This window comes from Burkholderia sp. BCC0097 (assembly GCF_902832985.1).
In the GTDB taxonomy this organism is placed as follows: domain Bacteria; phylum Pseudomonadota; class Gammaproteobacteria; order Burkholderiales; family Burkholderiaceae; genus Burkholderia; species Burkholderia orbicola.
The window spans coordinates 128,106-142,610 of the sequence record NZ_CADFDM010000010.1; the positions used below are offsets into that span (position 1 = coordinate 128,106).

Consider the following 14,505-nt stretch of genomic DNA (forward strand, 5'->3'; position numbering starts at 1 on the left):
GCACGGCCAAACGGCGCTCCTTACTCCTTGCACTGCGGGCGGAAAGGCACGTTCGCAAACCCGTTATTAGCGTGAACACGCCCTAAGGCGTCCTGCTGGCGGGTTCACGGGTCGCGCGCGAAGGCGGCGCGGGCGCAGGGCCGGGCCGGATGCGGGCGACGCACGCAACGGGCCGGCCCGCGCAGGAGTCGAGACGATACGGGCCGGCGGGACGACAGCCAACCAATGAATCCGCATATGCAAATCAGCGGCCGGACGATACGTGAACGGTGACGCGGCAGGGCGCCGCCGCGCTCACGCGGTGACGAGCAGGCTTTCCTCGATCGAATCGACGCGGTCCGGATAGAACGCGAGGTGCCCGCGAATCGATTCGACGGCCGGATTCGGATGCTCGTACGTCCACACCGCGTTGGTCGAGCGTTCGCCGCCGGCCGGAATCGAGTAGTACGCGCAATCGCCCTTGTACGGGCAGTAGGTCGCGTGATCGGTGCGCTCGAGCAGCGACATGTCGGCGTCCTCGCGCGGAATGTACAGCACGGCCGGGTAGCTCGCCTCGCGCAGCACCAGCGCGTGGCGCGTATCGGCGACGACCTTGCCGGCGACCTTCACGACCACCCGCGACGAATGCGGTTCGATCAGGATCGGATGATCGGGGCCCGGCGACTTGACGGGACGAGAGGGCGTATCGGGGTTGATCGACATCGGGTTCCTCCGGAAAGGGCGGCGCGCACGGACGCGCCGTGCCGGCATGCGCACGCCGAGCGGATGCCCGCGCGCCGATGCCGGCGTCAGCCAACCGATACGATGCACCCATTCCGGAGAACCTGCAGAGGGCCGGAAGACCGTACGGCGCGCGCATGGTTTCGATGCACGCGTTTGGGGCGTACCGCGGCAGCAGTGTTTGGCCTGTCCGCGCCGCTCACACGGACATTCTCATGCAGCGGCAGCGGGATGCATCGGCGACGATAAGCAACGCGGAATTAATTGGTAAGCGATCGGCGGGCGGCGCGCGAAGATCGACGGTCGTGATTCGCATGACACCTCTTTCTTGCCTCCGTCACCATGAAAAACCCTTTCGTTTCGTCAGCCGCGCGCCGGATGCGCGGCGTACCGCGTGCGCGCGCCGCGCTCCGCTGCATCGCCGCGTCGTTGCTGCTGGCCGGCGCCGCGACGCACGCGTTTGCGGCGCCCACGGGCAAGACGCTCGTGTACTGCACCGAAGGCAGCCCGGCCGGCTTCGATCCCGGCCAGCACACGACGAGCACCGATTTCGATGCGAGCACGTACCCGGTCTACAACGGGCTCGTGCAGTTCAAGCGCGGCACGCTCGATCTCGAACCGGCGCTCGCGACGAGCTGGGACGTCTCGCCCGACCAGCGCGCGATCACATTCCACCTGCGGCGCGGCGTGAAATTCCAGACGACCGCATGGTTCAAGCCGACGCGGCCGTTCCAGGCCGACGACGTCGTGTTCACGTTCCGCCGGATGCTCGACCCGGACGATCCGTTTCGCAAGGCTTACCCGGTCAGCTTCCCGTATTTCAGCGATCTCGGCTTCGACCACAACATCGAACGCATCGAGAAGGTCGACGATTACACGGTGCGCTTCGTGCTGAAGTCGCCCGACGTCGTGTTCGTGCGCAATCTCGCGATGGCGTTCGCGTCGGTGCTGTCGGCCGAATATGCGGGGCAGCTCGCCGCGCGTCATCGCGAGTCGGACATCAACCAGTTCCCGGTCGGCACGGGGCCGTTCGTGCTGCGTACGTACCAGAAGGACGCGCTGATCCGCTACGACGCGAATCCCGACTACTGGAAGCCGGACGACGTGAAGCTCTCGCGCCTCGTGTTCGCGATCACGCCCGATCCGGCCGCACGATTGCAGAAGCTCGTAGCCGGCGAGTGCCAGGTGTCGGCGTTTCCGCGGCCGGCGGATCTCGAGACGGTGCGGCGCGACCCGAAGCTGACGCTGTTTTCGGGGACGGGCTTCAACGTCGGCTTCGTCGCGTACAACACGCAGCATCCGCCGCTGGATCGCGTCGACGTGCGGCGCGCGCTCGACATCGCGATCGACAAGGCGGCGATCATCAAGACCGTGTTCAACGGCGACGCGACGATCGCGACGAACCCGATGCCGCCCGCGCAATGGTCGTACAACCCGCGCCTGAAGGACGCGCCGCGCGATCCGGCCGCCGCGAAGGCGCTGCTCGCGCAAGCCGGCTTCCCCAACGGCTTCGACCTGACGCTGTGGGCGATGCCCGTGCAGCGCCCGTACAACCCGAACGCGCAACTGATGGCGCAACTGATCCAGCAGGACTGGGCGAAGATCGGCGTGCGCGCGAAGATCGTCAGCTACGAATGGGGCGAGTACAACCGCCGCGCGAAGCATGACGGCCAGCACGACGCGATCCTGTACGGCTGGTCGGGCGACAACGGCGACCCGGACAACTGGCTCGGCACGCTGCTCGGCTGCGAGGCGGTGCACGGCAGCAACCTCGCGAAGTGGTGCAACAAGGATTTCGAGCAACTCGTGACCGCCGCGCGTTCGAACGGGGACGTCGCGAAGCGCACGGCGCTGTACGAGCAGGCGCAGGCGGTGTTCAAGGATCAGGTGCCGTTCACGCCGATCGCGACGTCGATCGTGTCGCTGCCGATCTCCAGGCGCGTCCACGGGCTGACGTTCTCGCCGCTCGGCGGGCACCGGTTCGACGGCGTGTGGCTCGATTGAAGGAGAAAAAGCCGGCGCGTGTTCGTACGCGCCGGCGGTCGCCGCGTCAGTCAGTTGAGCGCGACGGCGGCCGCGGCTTCGACCGGCGTGCCTTCGAGCGCGACCGAAGCGCGGCCGTCGGGGCCGACCGGCACGTCGCCGATGAGCGTCGTGCGATACAGCTGGCGATCGAAGTCGAGATCGAAGATGTCGACGGGCGCGAGATGCGCGGTCGCGCGGTTGTCCCAGAACGCGATGCTGCGCGGTTCCCACTTGAAGCGGATCGTGAATTCCGGCCGCGTCACATGCTCCCACAGCAGTTCGAGCAATGCCTGGCTCTCGCGCGGCGTCAGCCCGACGATCGATTTCAGGAAGCTCGGGCTCACGTACAGCGCGCGTTCGCCGGTCTCCGGATGCACGCGTACGAGCGGATGCTCGGTCACGAGCGGGCGGCGCTCGACCGCGTCGTCGAATGCGCCGGTCGCGCGCGCGCCGGGCGGCGGCGTGAAGCGATGGATGCCGCGCAGGGTATCGACGAAGCCGCGCAGCGGCGCGGACAGCGTTTCGTACGCGCGCACGAGGTTGGTCCAGTGCGTGTCGCCGCCGTACGGCGGGATCGTCACGCCACGCAGGATCGAGGCCCACGGCGGATTCACTGCGGCCGTCACGTCGGTGTGCCAGCCGGTCCACGGCCGGCGCACCGGTTCGCCTTCGAAGCGCGTCGCCTTGCGATGCTTCGCGATCGAATAGACGGCCGGATGGCCATCGACGTGCCCGAACACCGGGTGGCCGACCGTCGGCTCGCCGAACTGCGCGGAGAACGCGACATGCTGCTCGTGCGTGAGGAATTGTTCGCGGAAGAAGACGACGCGCCATTTCAGCAGCGCGGCGCGGATCGCGGCGATCTGCGGCGTGGTCAACGGTTGCGTGAGATCGACGCCACGGATTTCCGCACCGATATGGGCGGACAGCGGGATCACGTCGACCGGCTGGGCGGCGGGTTCGAGTAGGGCGCTCATACGACGCTCCTGGCGGAAGTGAACGAGGGAGACGGACGACATCGTGGCGCGTGCAGGTGTCGATCCGGTGGTGCGAGGTTCATGGCGGGGCGCCTCCAGTGCGGCGCGCGGCAGCGTGCGGAAAGGAGCGCCGCCGCGTGACGTGGATACGTGGACGTTATTGCAGCGTGGCGCCCGGCCCCTTGAGCAGGACGCTCTGGCGGCCGTCGATGCCGACCGGTACGTCGCCGTGAACGGTCGCGCGGCGCACGACGCGGCGCGCATCGCCGTAGTCGTTGATCGCGTAGTGCTGGGTCGCGCGGTTGTCCCAGATCGCGACGTCGCCTTCCTGCCAGTTCCAGCGCACGGTGTTCTCGAGGCGCGTCACGTGCTCGTGGAACACCTGCAGCAGATGCGCGGAATCCTGCGACGACAGCCCCTTGAGCTTCTGCACGAAGTGCCCGAGCACGAGCGTGCGCTCGCCGGTTTCCGGATGCACGCGCACGACCGGGTGCTCGGTTTCGTAGACGGTCGACGTGAACACTTCGCGGTAGCGCTTCAGTTGCGTATCGTCGGCATGCACGTGCGTCGACGCATAGTCGTAGGCGTTCGTATGCAGCGCCCACAGCGTGTCGGCGAGCGCGCGCAGCGGGTCGGGCAGATTCGCGTACGCGGCGGCCGTGTTGGCCCACACGGTATCGCCGCCGAACGGCGGGATCACGACCGCGCGCAGGATCGAGATCTTCGGGTACGCGTCGACGAAGGTCACGTCGGTGTGCCACGAATTGGCGCGTGCGCCGTGCGCGGAATCGAGTTCGAGCAGGGCGGCGCTGCCGTCGACGGACGGCACGGTCGGGTGCGCGACCGTGTCGCCGAAGCGGCGCGCGAAGGCTTCCTGCGCGGTGTCGTCGAGATGGTGCTGGCCGCGGAAGAACAACACCTTGTGGCGCAGCAGCGCGGCGTGGACCGCGTCGAACGTCGCGTCGTCGAGCGTGGCCGACAGCCGCACGCCGGAAATTTCGGCGCCGATCCGGCCGGCGACCTGGCGAAGCTGAAGCGGGACGGCGGCCGTGCGCGGCGCGGCGTGCGAAGCAGGCGAAGGCGAGTGAGCGGCGTGCTGGACTTCGGACATCGGGAGTCTCCTGGGAGTCGGGTCGGTCGAGTCTCCATTCAAGCAGGCGCCGCGCGGAAGCGGAACCGATGAATCGTCACAACCTTAGCGTGCGCGCTGCGATGATCGATATGTGTCGTGATGCTGAGCGATCCGGCGCGTCATGCGCTCACCACGCGAGCCGCCATTCGCCGATCCGGTGCGGGCGCGCCGCGTCGATGCGCTTGCCGCCCGCATCGTCGTCGCGCGGCGGCTCGTCGTCGTCGAAATCGGCGAGCACGGTGTCGCGCAAGCGTGCGAATGCCGCCGAATCGCGCCGGCGCGGGCGTGGCAGCGCGACGTCGACGATGCGCGCGATGCGGCCCGGACGCGGCGCCATCGTGACGACGCGGTCGCCGAGATAGACGGCTTCGTCGACGTCGTGCGTGACCAGGATCATCGTGATGCGCTCCTGTTCCCAGATGCGCAGCAGTTCGTTCTGCATCTTCGCGCGGGTTTGCGCGTCGAGCGCGCCGAACGGTTCGTCGAGCAGCAGCACGCGCGGCCGGTTCACGAGGCCGCGCGCGATCGCGACGCGCTGCGCCATCCCGCCCGACAACTGGTTCGGAAACGCGTGCTCGAAACCGTTCAGCCCGACGAGCGCGATGTGCTCCGCGATCGCGCGCCGTTTCGCGGCGGCGTCCAGCGGCGCGTTGCGCAGCGCGGCGCCGATGTTTTGCTCGACGGTCAGCCACGGGAACAGCCGGTGATCCTGGAACACGATGCCGCGCTGCAGCGACGTGTCGCGCACGCGCTCGCCGCCGGCGTGGATTTCGCCGGTGTAATCGGTGTCGAGCCCGGCGACGAGCCGCAGCAGCGTCGACTTGCCGCAGCCGCTGGCGCCGACGATCGTGACGAATTCGCCGGCGCGCACGTGCAGCGACACGTCGTCGAGCACGGCGAGCGCCGCGCCGCGTTGCGCGTAGTGCTTGCTGACGTGGAGGATGTCGAGCGAATCGGAGGCGAGAGTCGTCATGGCGGTCAGGAGAAGGGGGCGAGACAGAAGGAAAGGGGAAGGAACGGACGCTCAGCGCGTCAGGTCGCCGCGCCGGGCCAGCACCTTGCGCTCGATCGCCCGCGCGGTCGCGTTCAGTGCCCAGCCTGTCACGCCGACGACGATGATCCCGAACAGCACGAGATCCATCCGGAACTGCTCGCTGCCGTCGATCAGCGTGTTGCCGATCCCGCTGCCGGCGACGAGCAGGTATTCTGCGCCGAGCGTCGCGAGCCACGAATAGATCAGGCCGAGATACAGGCCGGTGAAGATCGACGGCAGCGCGGCCGGCAGGATCACGTAGCGGATGAGCTGGAGCCGCGAGTAGCGCAGCGCGCGGGCGACGTCGACATACGTGCGCGGCACCGCGTGAATGCCGTCGCAGGTATGGGCGGCGACCGGCAGCAGCGCGGCGAGCGACAGGAACACGACCTTCGCGACGTCGCCGAGGCCGAACCACACGGAAATCAGCGGAATCCACGCGAACAGCGAGATCTGCTTGAACGTGTCGAAGCTCGGGCCGACCATCCGCGCGGCGACGCGCGACAGCCCGAGCACGGCGCCGAGCAGCAGCCCGCCCGTCGCGCCGATCGCGAACCCGCACGCTTCGCGTGCCAGCGATGCCGACAATGCCCGGCCGAGCGCGCCGCTCGTGACCTGCGCCCACGCGGTGTGCAGCACGTCGGCGGGGCTGACGAACAGCCCGCTTTTCACGAGGTGCGCGGAAGCGAGGGCCCACCAGCACGCAAGCGCGGCGAGCGGCAACACGAAGCCGCGCCAGTTCGGTGCATGCAGGCGGCGGTCGGCGGTGGCGGGCGGTGTGGCTGACGATATGGCGGCGTGCGACACGGGCGACTCTCCTTCGATGGGACGGGCAGGCCGGTTCAGCCGCGAAACGCGGACGGCACGCCGCGGCGCAGGCGCGCTTCGAGTGCGTCGAGCGCCCGGTTGATCAGCAGGCCGACCGCGCCGACCACGACCACGGCCGCCATCACGAGATCGAGCTGGAACAGTTGCCGCCCGTACACGATCAGGTAGCCGAGCCCTTCGGACGACGCGACGAGTTCGACCACGACGAGCGCGAGCCACGACTTCGTGAACGCGAGCCGCACACCGGTCGCGAGCGTCGGGATCGCGGCCGGCAGCACGACGTGGACGATGCGTTGCCGGCGCGTGTAGCCGAATCCGCGCGCGACCTCGTCGAGGGCGGGCGGCGTCTGGCGGAACCCCTGCAACGTGCTCAGCGTGACCGGGACGAGCGCCGCATGCGCGATCAGCAGGTACTTGAGCGGCTCGCCGACCCCGACGAGCAGCAGCAGGAGCGGCAGCCAGCCGAGCACCGGAATCTGCACGAGCGCGTTGAAGCTCGGCAGCACATAAGCTTCCAGCGTGCGCGACAGCCCGAGCGCGACGCCGATCGACACACCGAGCAGCGTGCCGGCCGCGAAGCCGACGAGCACGCGCTGCAGGCTGATCAGCGTGTGACGCACCAGATCGCCGCTCGACGCGAGCTCGGCCAGCGTGTCGACCACGCGTTCCGGCGGCGGCAGGATCTGTGGCGCGATCCAGCCGCGCGCGCTACCGACGCTCCACAGCGCGAACAGCAGCGCGGGCAGCACCCACGGCGCGAGCTGCCACGCGAGCCGTTTCAGCACGGCCGCGCGGCGCGGCGGCACAGCGAGCGTGTGCGATTCGGACGACGGGACGGAAAACGCGGTGTCGCTCATCGGGGCGGGTCCGGTCAGGTGTCAGGTGAGGGGCTTGCCGGCGGCGTCATGACGCGGCCAGTAGTTTTCGAGCTTCAACGTGCGCAATGCGTTGTCGAGATACTTCGGCTCGAACCAGCCGTCCACGTCGACCGGCTGGCGGATCAGCTTGAGGTTCAGCGCATCTTGGGCGACGGCCTTGTAGCGCGCGACGACGAACGGGTCGATCAGCGGGGACAGGCGCTCCTTCAGGCGCTGGTTCGCATAGTCGGCCTGCCACGACGAATACGGCACGCCGCTCTTCGCCCACAGCTTGAACAGCGCATCGCGGTTCGCCTCGTCGGACGACCATTGCGCGCCCTTCACGAACGCGGTGACGACGCGCTGCACGATGTCCGGGTGCGCGCGGTCGAAATCGTCGAGCACGAGCAGGTGGGTCTGGCGCGTCAGTTGCGGGCCGTCGTTCTGCGATTCGTAAATGATCTTCGCGAGGCCCGCGTCGCGCAGCTTGTACAGCGCGTAATCGCCCACCGACGCGTCGATGCCTTTCGATGCGAGCGCGGCGAGCGAACTGGCGGCGTCGAGGTTGATCACGCGCAGGTCGCGTTCGCCGAGGCCGTTCTTCGCGAGCGCGTTGTCGGCGACGAGCTGCAGGTTGGTGCCGCGGAAGATCGACACGCGGCGGTCCTTCAGGTCCTTGATCGAGCGGATCGTCGAGTCGGGCGGCACCGCGATCTTGATGCCCGAGCGCACGCTCGCGGCGAGCAGCAGGCGGGTCTTGATCCCGTTCGAGCGCGCGAGCACGGCGGGCAGGTCGCCCTGGTACGCGAAGTCGAGTGCCTTGTTGGCGATCGCCTCGTTGACGGCCGGGCCCGCACCCTTGAAGAACAGCCATTCCACCTTGATGCCGTCGGCGGCGAATTCCTTTTCGACGAGCTGCTGCAACTGCACGGTGGCGGCGCTCGATCCGCCGAACGTCGGAGGATCGCCGGCGCCTTGCTGGGCGACGCCGATGCGGATGGTGGCGGGCTTGTCGGCGTGCGCGGCGGCGGCCGGCAGAGCAAAAAGGGACGCGATCAGCAGCGATCGCAGCAGGCGCAATGGGAGCATGAATCGATGGATCCGGAACGTTGGAGAACGAGGCCGGGCCGCAGCCCGTCGGGTCATTCTCGATGACGCCCCGGGGCCGGACAAGCAACGATTTGAACTATGCTTATCGCCGCGCGGGGGATCGCGGGAGGGCGCGGGCGCGCCGCAGGAGCACGAGCAGCGCGGTCGCCGTGACGGCAGGCCCGATCTGCGGCAGCATCAGCCACGGATTCAGGAACTCGTACAGCGGCAGCGCCCACATGACGGCGACGATGCACTGCTCGCCGCGTCGCCAGCCGTACTGCGCGCCGATGGCGATCATGCATGCGATCGGGATGCACAGCCACGACAGTTCGTAGTGCCAGACATATGGATTGGCGGCCAGCGTCGCGACGACCAGTACCGCACCGCGCAACCGCGCGTCCCGGCTGCGACGCCAGACGAAGCACGCCGCCGCGAGCGCGATCGCCGCGATGACGGCCTGGCCGGCGTACGCGAGGGCGGGCGCCAGGCCGGCAAGCCGAAACGCCGCGAACGGTGTCGGCGACGCGAACCAGAACGGCACGCCATGCTCGATGATCAGCGAACGCAGCGCGCCGGTATTTTGCAGGAACAGGCGCAGCGGTTCCATGCCGCCCGCCGCGACCCCGAGTGCGGTGATCGCGGTTGCCCATGCCGCGGCCCACGCGAACGCGCGCCACGCGCGCGCGGCGATCAGCACGAACGGGAACAGCATGGCCAATTGCGGCTTGACCGACAGGAGTCCGATACAGAGGCCGGCCAGTAGCGGCCGCCGGTCGACGAAGTACACCGCGAGCGCCGCGCACGCCGCGGTCAGCATCGCGTTCTGTCCGTACATCGCGGTGACGAGCACGCCCGGGCAGGCGAGCAGCGCGAGCCAGCCGATGCGCGTCGCGCCGGGCACCGCACCGAAGCCCGACACGCGCCACACCGCGAGGCCGAGCAGCACGATGCCGAGCACGACGAACAGCGGATAGCTGATCGCGTAGGGCAGCAGCGCGAGCGGTGTCACCGCGAGCAGATACGACGGCGGGTACAGCCACGGCAGGAACGCATGGCGGCCAGCCAGCGGGAACAGCGTGGCGAGCTCGCGCGAGAACGCGGGGATGTCGTAGGCCAGCCACGGCGAGCCGTGGAGCATCAGATGGGACGCGGACCAGAACACCATGTACCCCGAGCCGGGGCGAAACGTGCCGGGGGCGGTCGAGTGAAAGCCGACCCAGAGCAGGATCGCGCCCAGCAGCACACCGATCACCAGCATGACCGCGCTGTAAAGCGCGATGCGTCCGGGGGTGAGCCAGGGGGTGACGGGGCGTTCGTCACGCCGTATCGACGAGCCGGAAATATCCATGCGGCGCTACTTGACCGACAGATTGCGCGACGCCTGCGCGCCTGCCACGATCGTCTGCCGTCGTCGGGCCATCGCGATGCGCCGGACCGGAAACTGCAGCAGTTTCGAGCCGTCCGCAGGCGCGGCGTGCCGCGCGGGCTGCTGGCCGGCCTGCGTATCGGCCCGGTAGCGGCGCCGCACGAGGTAGACCGGGCGCTGCTTCGATTCGTGATAGATGCGGCCGAGGTATTCGCCGATCACGCCGATGCCGATCAACTGGATGCCGCCGACGAACAGCATGACGGAGATCAGCGACGCGTAGCCGTGCACCGGGTTGCCGAACAGCAGCGTGCGCATCACGATGTACGCGCCGTAGACGAACGACAGCGCGGCGAACGCGAGGCCGATGTAGGTCCACACGCGCAACGGCACCGTGCTGAAGCTCGTGATGCCCTCGAGCGCGAAGTTCCAGCGCCGCCATCCGGAGAATTTCGAGCGGCCGCCGCTGCGCGCCGCGCGCGTGTATTCGATGATCTCGGTACGGTAGCCGACCCACGCGAACAGGCCTTTCATGAAGCGGCGCCGTTCGGGCAGTGCCCGCAAGGCATCGACGACCTGGCGATCCATCAGCCGGAAATCGCCGACGTTCTCCGGCATCTCGACCTCGGAGAGCTGGTTGTGCACGCGGTAGTAGAGCGCGGCGGCCACGCGCTGCATCATCGGATCGCACCGGCGGTCGGTACGCTTCGCGGCGACCACCTCGGCGCCCGCGTGCCAGCGTTCGAGCATCGCGGGGATCAGGGCGGGCGGGTCCTGCAGGTCGGCGTCGATCAGGATCACGGCCGCGCCGGCCGCTTCGTCGATGCCGGCCGTGAGCGCGGCTTCCTTGCCGAAGCGCCGCGTGAGATCGACGATGCGCACCCGTGTATCGGCGACCGCGACGTCGATCAGCTTGTCGAGCGTGCCGTCGCGGCTGCCGTCGTTCACGCAAACGATTTCGAAGCGCGCGGTGCCGATCGCTTCCAGTATCGGAACGGTGGTCGCGAAGAACGCGTCGATCGCTTCTGCCTCGTCGTGAAACGGCACGACGAGCGATACCAACGGCTTCAGGGTGTGCCTGGACATACGTCCCCCCGTGAGATCCGGTCTGCGCCGCATTGTCTGGTCCTGTCGTCGCCGGGTGTTCGGAAACGGGTCCGGATCGGCGTGTGTATTGTGTTTGTGATGGCCTCGGCGGCGTGCCGCGAACCGCGGCGGCGCGCCTTCAGATCATTCTACGCATGAATGACGCGCGGGTGACAGCGTGCGCGGGTTTGTTCGGGGGGCGGGTTTCCGCGATGCGGCGGCTTGCTGGGGCGCTGCGGCGCCGGTTACATGTGCATCCGGGGCCGACGCTGCTGGTCGCCGCGATGTGCCCGCTCGTCGCGTCGACCTTTGGCGACGACGTGCCGGATCTCGATATGACGCGGCCGCGCTGAACGTGCTCCGCGGCCCGCGTGGCCTCGCTCAGGCCGACACGTCCCGGATGGCGATCGACGCGACGTCGACGCGGCGCGGCAGGATCGCATCCGCGGCCGCGCGATCGGCGACACGCTGCAGCACGTCGATGTCGGCGCCGCTGAGGCTGCGCTGCGCGAGCGCGGCCCGGCGCGCGATGTCGGTGGCCGCGTCGGGCGGCAGGCGCGTGAGCGACGCATAGATGCTCGCGTAGTCGGCCGGGTGCGCGAGCGCCCATTGACCGGCGCGGGCGAGCCGCGCGAGCACGTCCGCGAGCGCCGCGCGCTTGCCGCGATCGTCGAGCGTTTCGACCGGCGACGTCAGGAACGCAAGCCCCGAATTGATGCCGCTGCCATCGCGGACGATGCGCGCGCCGCGTCGCACCGCATGCCCGTAGTACGGATCGAACGTGGCCCAGGTGCCGATCCGCTTCGCCTCGAATGCGGCGAACGCGTCGACCGGCAGCACGAAGCGCACGTCGACATCGCGCGGTGCGAGCCCGTGTTCGCGCAGCGCGCCGTACAACTGATACTGCGAGATGCTGCCGCGCGCCGACGACACGACGACGGTTTGCCCTTTCAGGTCGGCCACCGTGCGGACCGGCGAGTCCGGCTGCACGACGATGCCGAGCGACGCCGGCGAGCCGACGCGCGTCGCGACGATCCGCAACGACGGATCGCCGAGTGCGGCCGTCAGCACGGGCAGGTCGCCGGCCGGTGCGAGATCGATCGCGCCCGCGCGCTGCGCTTCGAACAGCGGCGCGGCGCCCTGGAAGTTGGCCCAGCGGAACCGGTACGGCGCGCCGTCGAGCACGCGCGCCGCTTCGGCCAGCGCCCGCAGGCCGCCGGCCTGGTCGCCGAGGACGAGCGTCACGCCCGACAGGTCGGTACCGGCCGCGCGGGCGGGCAATGCGAGGCCGCCGGCGAGCGGCGCGGCGGCGAGCGCGGCAAGGCGCTGCAGCGCGCGGCGGCGCGCGGGGGCGGAAGAGTGGGTCATCGGCGGCGTGTCCTCGGTGATCCGCGCGGGTCGCGCGGCTGCCGGGCAGATTACGGAATCGGTTTCCGGCCGACAAACATCGAATCGTGAAATGCATATTCGTGCGCCGGCCGCCGGCCGCCGGAGTGGCCGGTGTCGGCCCGACGCCCGGGTCTGGCGTGTCGCTGCCGGTGCTGCTCGTCGTCAAGCGGCACGCGTGACACGGCTCGTCGCATCAACCCTTGTTCAATCCGTCAGCCTTTCAGCGCATCGCGATCGATTTGCGCGTCGTGCAGGTCGCGCGTGGCGTCGCGCAGTTTCGCCTGCTTGTCGGCGAGCTTGCGTTGCGCGTTGTTCAGCTTCCTTGCATCGCCGAGCGTTTCGGCTTCGTGGACGCGCGCCTGTGCGCGGCGGACTTCGTCTTCCGCGTGGCGCAGGTCGCGCGCCTTGTCGGTCAGCCTGCGTTCGGCGCGCGCGAGCTGGCCGGCATCCGTGCAGTTCGCCTGGATTCGCTCGAGCGCGGCCTCCTGGCGCATCGCCTGTTGCGTGTTGCCGAACCGTTTCGCATTGTCGATCTGCGTGTGCAGCGCGCGGATGCGCGTTGCGCAGTCCTGAGTGTCGGCGAATGCGCCGGTACTCGCGAAAAGCGCGACCGGGATGGCCAGCGCGATGAATGTGTGCTTCATGGGATTTCCTCGATTCGATCAAGCAGTCACGGGCGTTCGCGATACGACGTCCGGCGGCACGGGTTCGAGGCGTCATTCTGACGAGTCGGTGCGACGCGGGTAAATAGGACCGGTCTGACATGCAGCGGACGAGAGGACCATTCCGGCCCGGGTGCGGCGCCGGTCAGTGCGACTTGGCCGCGCCGCGATGGATGCGTGCCGCCTGCGCGACGCGCGCCGGATGCGAAGCATGACGATGCGAGGCCGGTCCGCGGCGCGTGCGCCGGGTGGACTCGGGCGACTCGGTGCCTGCCGGCGCGGTGTCCGTTGCGTCCGCATCGACCCCGGAAGCGGCAACGGCAGCGACCGCCGCGACCGCCGGCAGCATCGCCTCGGCGTCGAGCCATGCGCGCGTCGCCTCGGCGATCAGCCCGCGCAACCACCGACCGCCTTCCGCGCACGATCCCGATTCGTTCCACGTCATCCGGTACGCGATGCCCGGCGGCTCGACCGGCAGCGCGACTGCGGCGAGCGGCAGCAGCTTCGCATAGTGCCGCGCGAGCTGGTACGTGGTGGTGAGGATCAGGTCGGTGCGCACCAGCGCATGCGCGGCGAGTTCGAAGTGCGGCAGCGTGACGACGATGCGCCGTTGCAGGCCCACGCGTTCGAGTTGCCGGTCGATCGCGCCGGACGCTTCGAGCCACGACGGCGTCGGGCACAGCTGCGGCGCCGCCGCGAACCCGGCGGCCGTCATCGCGCCGCGCCGCGCGAGCGGGTGCGTCGCGCGCATCAGGCATACGACGCGATCGTCGAACAGGTCGTCCTGCCGGAAGCGCGACCGGCGCACGGGCCGGTTGTCGATCACGACATCGAGCTCGCCGTCGGCCAGCGCGCGCTCGTCGTCGAACCCGTCGCCGAGCGGATGGAACACCAGTTGCGCGTGCGGCGCACGCTCGCGAAACAGCGCGACGAGCTTCGGCACGAACAGGACATTCAGATAGTCGGGGCAGCCGATCCGGTAGGTGCGCACCGACGTGCGCGCGTCGAACGTCGGCTGCTGGATGCGGATGAAGTCGATCACGCGCAGCGCGTTGCGCAGCGGCTCGATCAGCCGCGCGCCGAACTCGGTCGGCACCATCCCGTAGCGGCTGCGCACCAGCAGCGGATCGCCGAGCAGCGTGCGCAGGCGCTTGAGCGCGGCGCTCGTCGCCGGCTGCGACATGTTCAGGCGCACGGCCGCACGCGACACGGTACGCTCGGTCAGCAGCACGAGCAGGATGCGCATCAGCCGTGCATCGAGCACGTCGAGCGCGCCCGTGGCGTCGGATGCGTCGCGGGGCAGGGCGGTCGGATCTAGCGGGGCCCGCATGGCGATAC

14 protein-coding genes are annotated in these 14,505 nt (G+C 69.2%); 2 read left to right on the top strand and 12 right to left on the bottom strand.

Features of this window, described 5'->3' with window-relative positions:
- Nucleotides 1-294 precede the first annotated feature (294 nt).
- The gene (locus HWX07_RS29590) at nt 295-702 is read right to left on the bottom strand and encodes a DUF427 domain-containing protein (RefSeq protein ID WP_011548045.1); all 408 of its coding nucleotides are present in this window, start codon (nt 700-702) and stop codon (nt 295-297) included.
- Nucleotides 703-1,062: 360 nt separating this feature from the next.
- Between HWX07_RS29590 and HWX07_RS29595 the strand changes: the two genes are divergently transcribed.
- Nucleotides 1,063-2,724 carry an ABC transporter substrate-binding protein gene (locus HWX07_RS29595; protein ID WP_175878684.1) on the top strand — a complete coding sequence of 554 codons (1,662 nt, stop codon included), beginning with the start codon at nt 1,063-1,065 and terminating at the stop codon, nt 2,722-2,724.
- A gap of 50 nt (nt 2,725-2,774) precedes the next feature.
- Here the strand turns inward: HWX07_RS29595 and HWX07_RS29600 are convergent, their stop codons facing one another.
- The 8 genes from HWX07_RS29600 to HWX07_RS29635 all read right to left on the bottom strand — a co-directional run bounded on the left by HWX07_RS29600 (nt 2,775) and on the right by HWX07_RS29635 (nt 11,116).
- Nucleotides 2,775-3,722 (bottom strand): TauD/TfdA family dioxygenase, encoded by a 948-nt coding sequence (locus tag HWX07_RS29600; protein WP_124461474.1) that lies wholly within the window; start codon nt 3,720-3,722, stop codon nt 2,775-2,777.
- Nucleotides 3,723-3,879: 157 nt separating this feature from the next.
- Entirely contained in the window at nt 3,880-4,833 is a 954-nt protein-coding gene (locus tag HWX07_RS29605; protein WP_124461471.1) for a TauD/TfdA family dioxygenase, read from the bottom strand.
- A gap of 148 nt (nt 4,834-4,981) precedes the next feature.
- Nucleotides 4,982-5,827, bottom strand: coding sequence for an ABC transporter ATP-binding protein (locus tag HWX07_RS29610; RefSeq protein WP_124461469.1), 846 nt, complete (start codon nt 5,825-5,827; stop codon nt 4,982-4,984).
- Nucleotides 5,828-5,878: 51 nt separating this feature from the next.
- On the bottom strand, nt 5,879-6,694 hold the full coding sequence (locus tag HWX07_RS29615; protein WP_175878685.1) for an ABC transporter permease: 816 nt from the start codon (nt 6,692-6,694) through the stop codon (nt 5,879-5,881).
- Between the two features lie 35 nt (nt 6,695-6,729).
- Complete coding sequence (locus HWX07_RS29620; RefSeq protein WP_175878686.1) at nt 6,730-7,572, bottom strand: ABC transporter permease; 843 nt, start codon at nt 7,570-7,572, stop codon at nt 6,730-6,732.
- Between the two features lie 21 nt (nt 7,573-7,593).
- Nucleotides 7,594-8,661: an ABC transporter substrate-binding protein gene (locus tag HWX07_RS29625; RefSeq protein ID WP_041489405.1), complete on the bottom strand. Its 1,068-nt coding sequence runs from the start codon at nt 8,659-8,661 to the stop codon at nt 7,594-7,596.
- A 103-nt stretch (nt 8,662-8,764) separates the two neighbouring features.
- Nucleotides 8,765-10,012 carry a glycosyltransferase family 87 protein gene (locus HWX07_RS29630; RefSeq protein ID WP_175878687.1) on the bottom strand — a complete coding sequence of 416 codons (1,248 nt, stop codon included), beginning with the start codon at nt 10,010-10,012 and terminating at the stop codon, nt 8,765-8,767.
- 6 nt (nt 10,013-10,018) lie between these two features.
- Nucleotides 10,019-11,116, bottom strand: a complete 1,098-nt coding sequence (locus HWX07_RS29635) for a glycosyltransferase family 2 protein (protein ID WP_175878688.1) — start codon at nt 11,114-11,116, stop codon at nt 10,019-10,021.
- A gap of 155 nt (nt 11,117-11,271) precedes the next feature.
- Here HWX07_RS29635 and HWX07_RS29640 point away from each other — a divergent pair, with 155 nt between their 5' ends.
- The gene (locus HWX07_RS29640) at nt 11,272-11,469 is read left to right on the top strand and encodes a hypothetical protein (protein WP_175878624.1); all 198 of its coding nucleotides are present in this window, start codon (nt 11,272-11,274) and stop codon (nt 11,467-11,469) included.
- 28 nt (nt 11,470-11,497) lie between these two features.
- On the opposite strand, the gene HWX07_RS29645 is transcribed toward HWX07_RS29640, so the two are convergent.
- From HWX07_RS29645 to HWX07_RS29655, 3 genes are all read right to left on the bottom strand, one after another.
- Nucleotides 11,498-12,484 carry an ABC transporter substrate-binding protein gene (locus tag HWX07_RS29645; RefSeq protein WP_175878689.1) on the bottom strand — a complete coding sequence of 329 codons (987 nt, stop codon included), beginning with the start codon at nt 12,482-12,484 and terminating at the stop codon, nt 11,498-11,500.
- Nucleotides 12,485-12,717: 233 nt separating this feature from the next.
- A complete protein-coding gene (locus tag HWX07_RS29650; protein WP_175878690.1) occupies nt 12,718-13,149 on the bottom strand; it encodes a DUF1090 family protein in 432 nt (143 codons plus the stop codon).
- Nucleotides 13,150-13,312: 163 nt separating this feature from the next.
- The gene (locus HWX07_RS29655) at nt 13,313-14,497 is read right to left on the bottom strand and encodes a LysR family transcriptional regulator (protein WP_175878691.1); all 1,185 of its coding nucleotides are present in this window, start codon (nt 14,495-14,497) and stop codon (nt 13,313-13,315) included.
- Nucleotides 14,498-14,505: the final 8 nt, after the last annotated feature.

Bases quoted from the DNA above. Each gene is read 5' to 3' on its own strand.
- HWX07_RS29630 (WP_175878687.1), bottom strand. From the start codon at position 10,012: ATGGATATTTCCGGCTCGTCGATACGGCGTGACGAACGCCCCGTCACC.
- HWX07_RS29595 (WP_175878684.1), top strand. From the start codon at position 1,063: ATGAAAAACCCTTTCGTTTCGTCAGCCGCGCGCCGGATGCGCGGCGTA.
- HWX07_RS29605 (WP_124461471.1), bottom strand. From the start codon at position 4,833: ATGTCCGAAGTCCAGCACGCCGCTCACTCGCCTTCGCCTGCTTCGCAC.
- HWX07_RS29650 (WP_175878690.1), bottom strand. From the start codon at position 13,149: ATGAAGCACACATTCATCGCGCTGGCCATCCCGGTCGCGCTTTTCGCG.
- HWX07_RS29635 (WP_175878688.1), bottom strand. From the start codon at position 11,116: ATGTCCAGGCACACCCTGAAGCCGTTGGTATCGCTCGTCGTGCCGTTT.
- HWX07_RS29655 (WP_175878691.1), bottom strand. From the start codon at position 14,497: ATGCGGGCCCCGCTAGATCCGACCGCCCTGCCCCGCGACGCATCCGAC.
- HWX07_RS29625 (WP_041489405.1), bottom strand. From the start codon at position 8,661: ATGCTCCCATTGCGCCTGCTGCGATCGCTGCTGATCGCGTCCCTTTTT.
- HWX07_RS29645 (WP_175878689.1), bottom strand. From the start codon at position 12,484: ATGACCCACTCTTCCGCCCCCGCGCGCCGCCGCGCGCTGCAGCGCCTT.
- HWX07_RS29600 (WP_124461474.1), bottom strand. From the start codon at position 3,722: ATGAGCGCCCTACTCGAACCCGCCGCCCAGCCGGTCGACGTGATCCCG.
- HWX07_RS29620 (WP_175878686.1), bottom strand. From the start codon at position 7,572: ATGAGCGACACCGCGTTTTCCGTCCCGTCGTCCGAATCGCACACGCTC.
- HWX07_RS29610 (WP_124461469.1), bottom strand. From the start codon at position 5,827: ATGACGACTCTCGCCTCCGATTCGCTCGACATCCTCCACGTCAGCAAG.
- HWX07_RS29590 (WP_011548045.1), bottom strand. From the start codon at position 702: ATGTCGATCAACCCCGATACGCCCTCTCGTCCCGTCAAGTCGCCGGGC.
- HWX07_RS29640 (WP_175878624.1), top strand. From the start codon at position 11,272: ATGAATGACGCGCGGGTGACAGCGTGCGCGGGTTTGTTCGGGGGGCGG.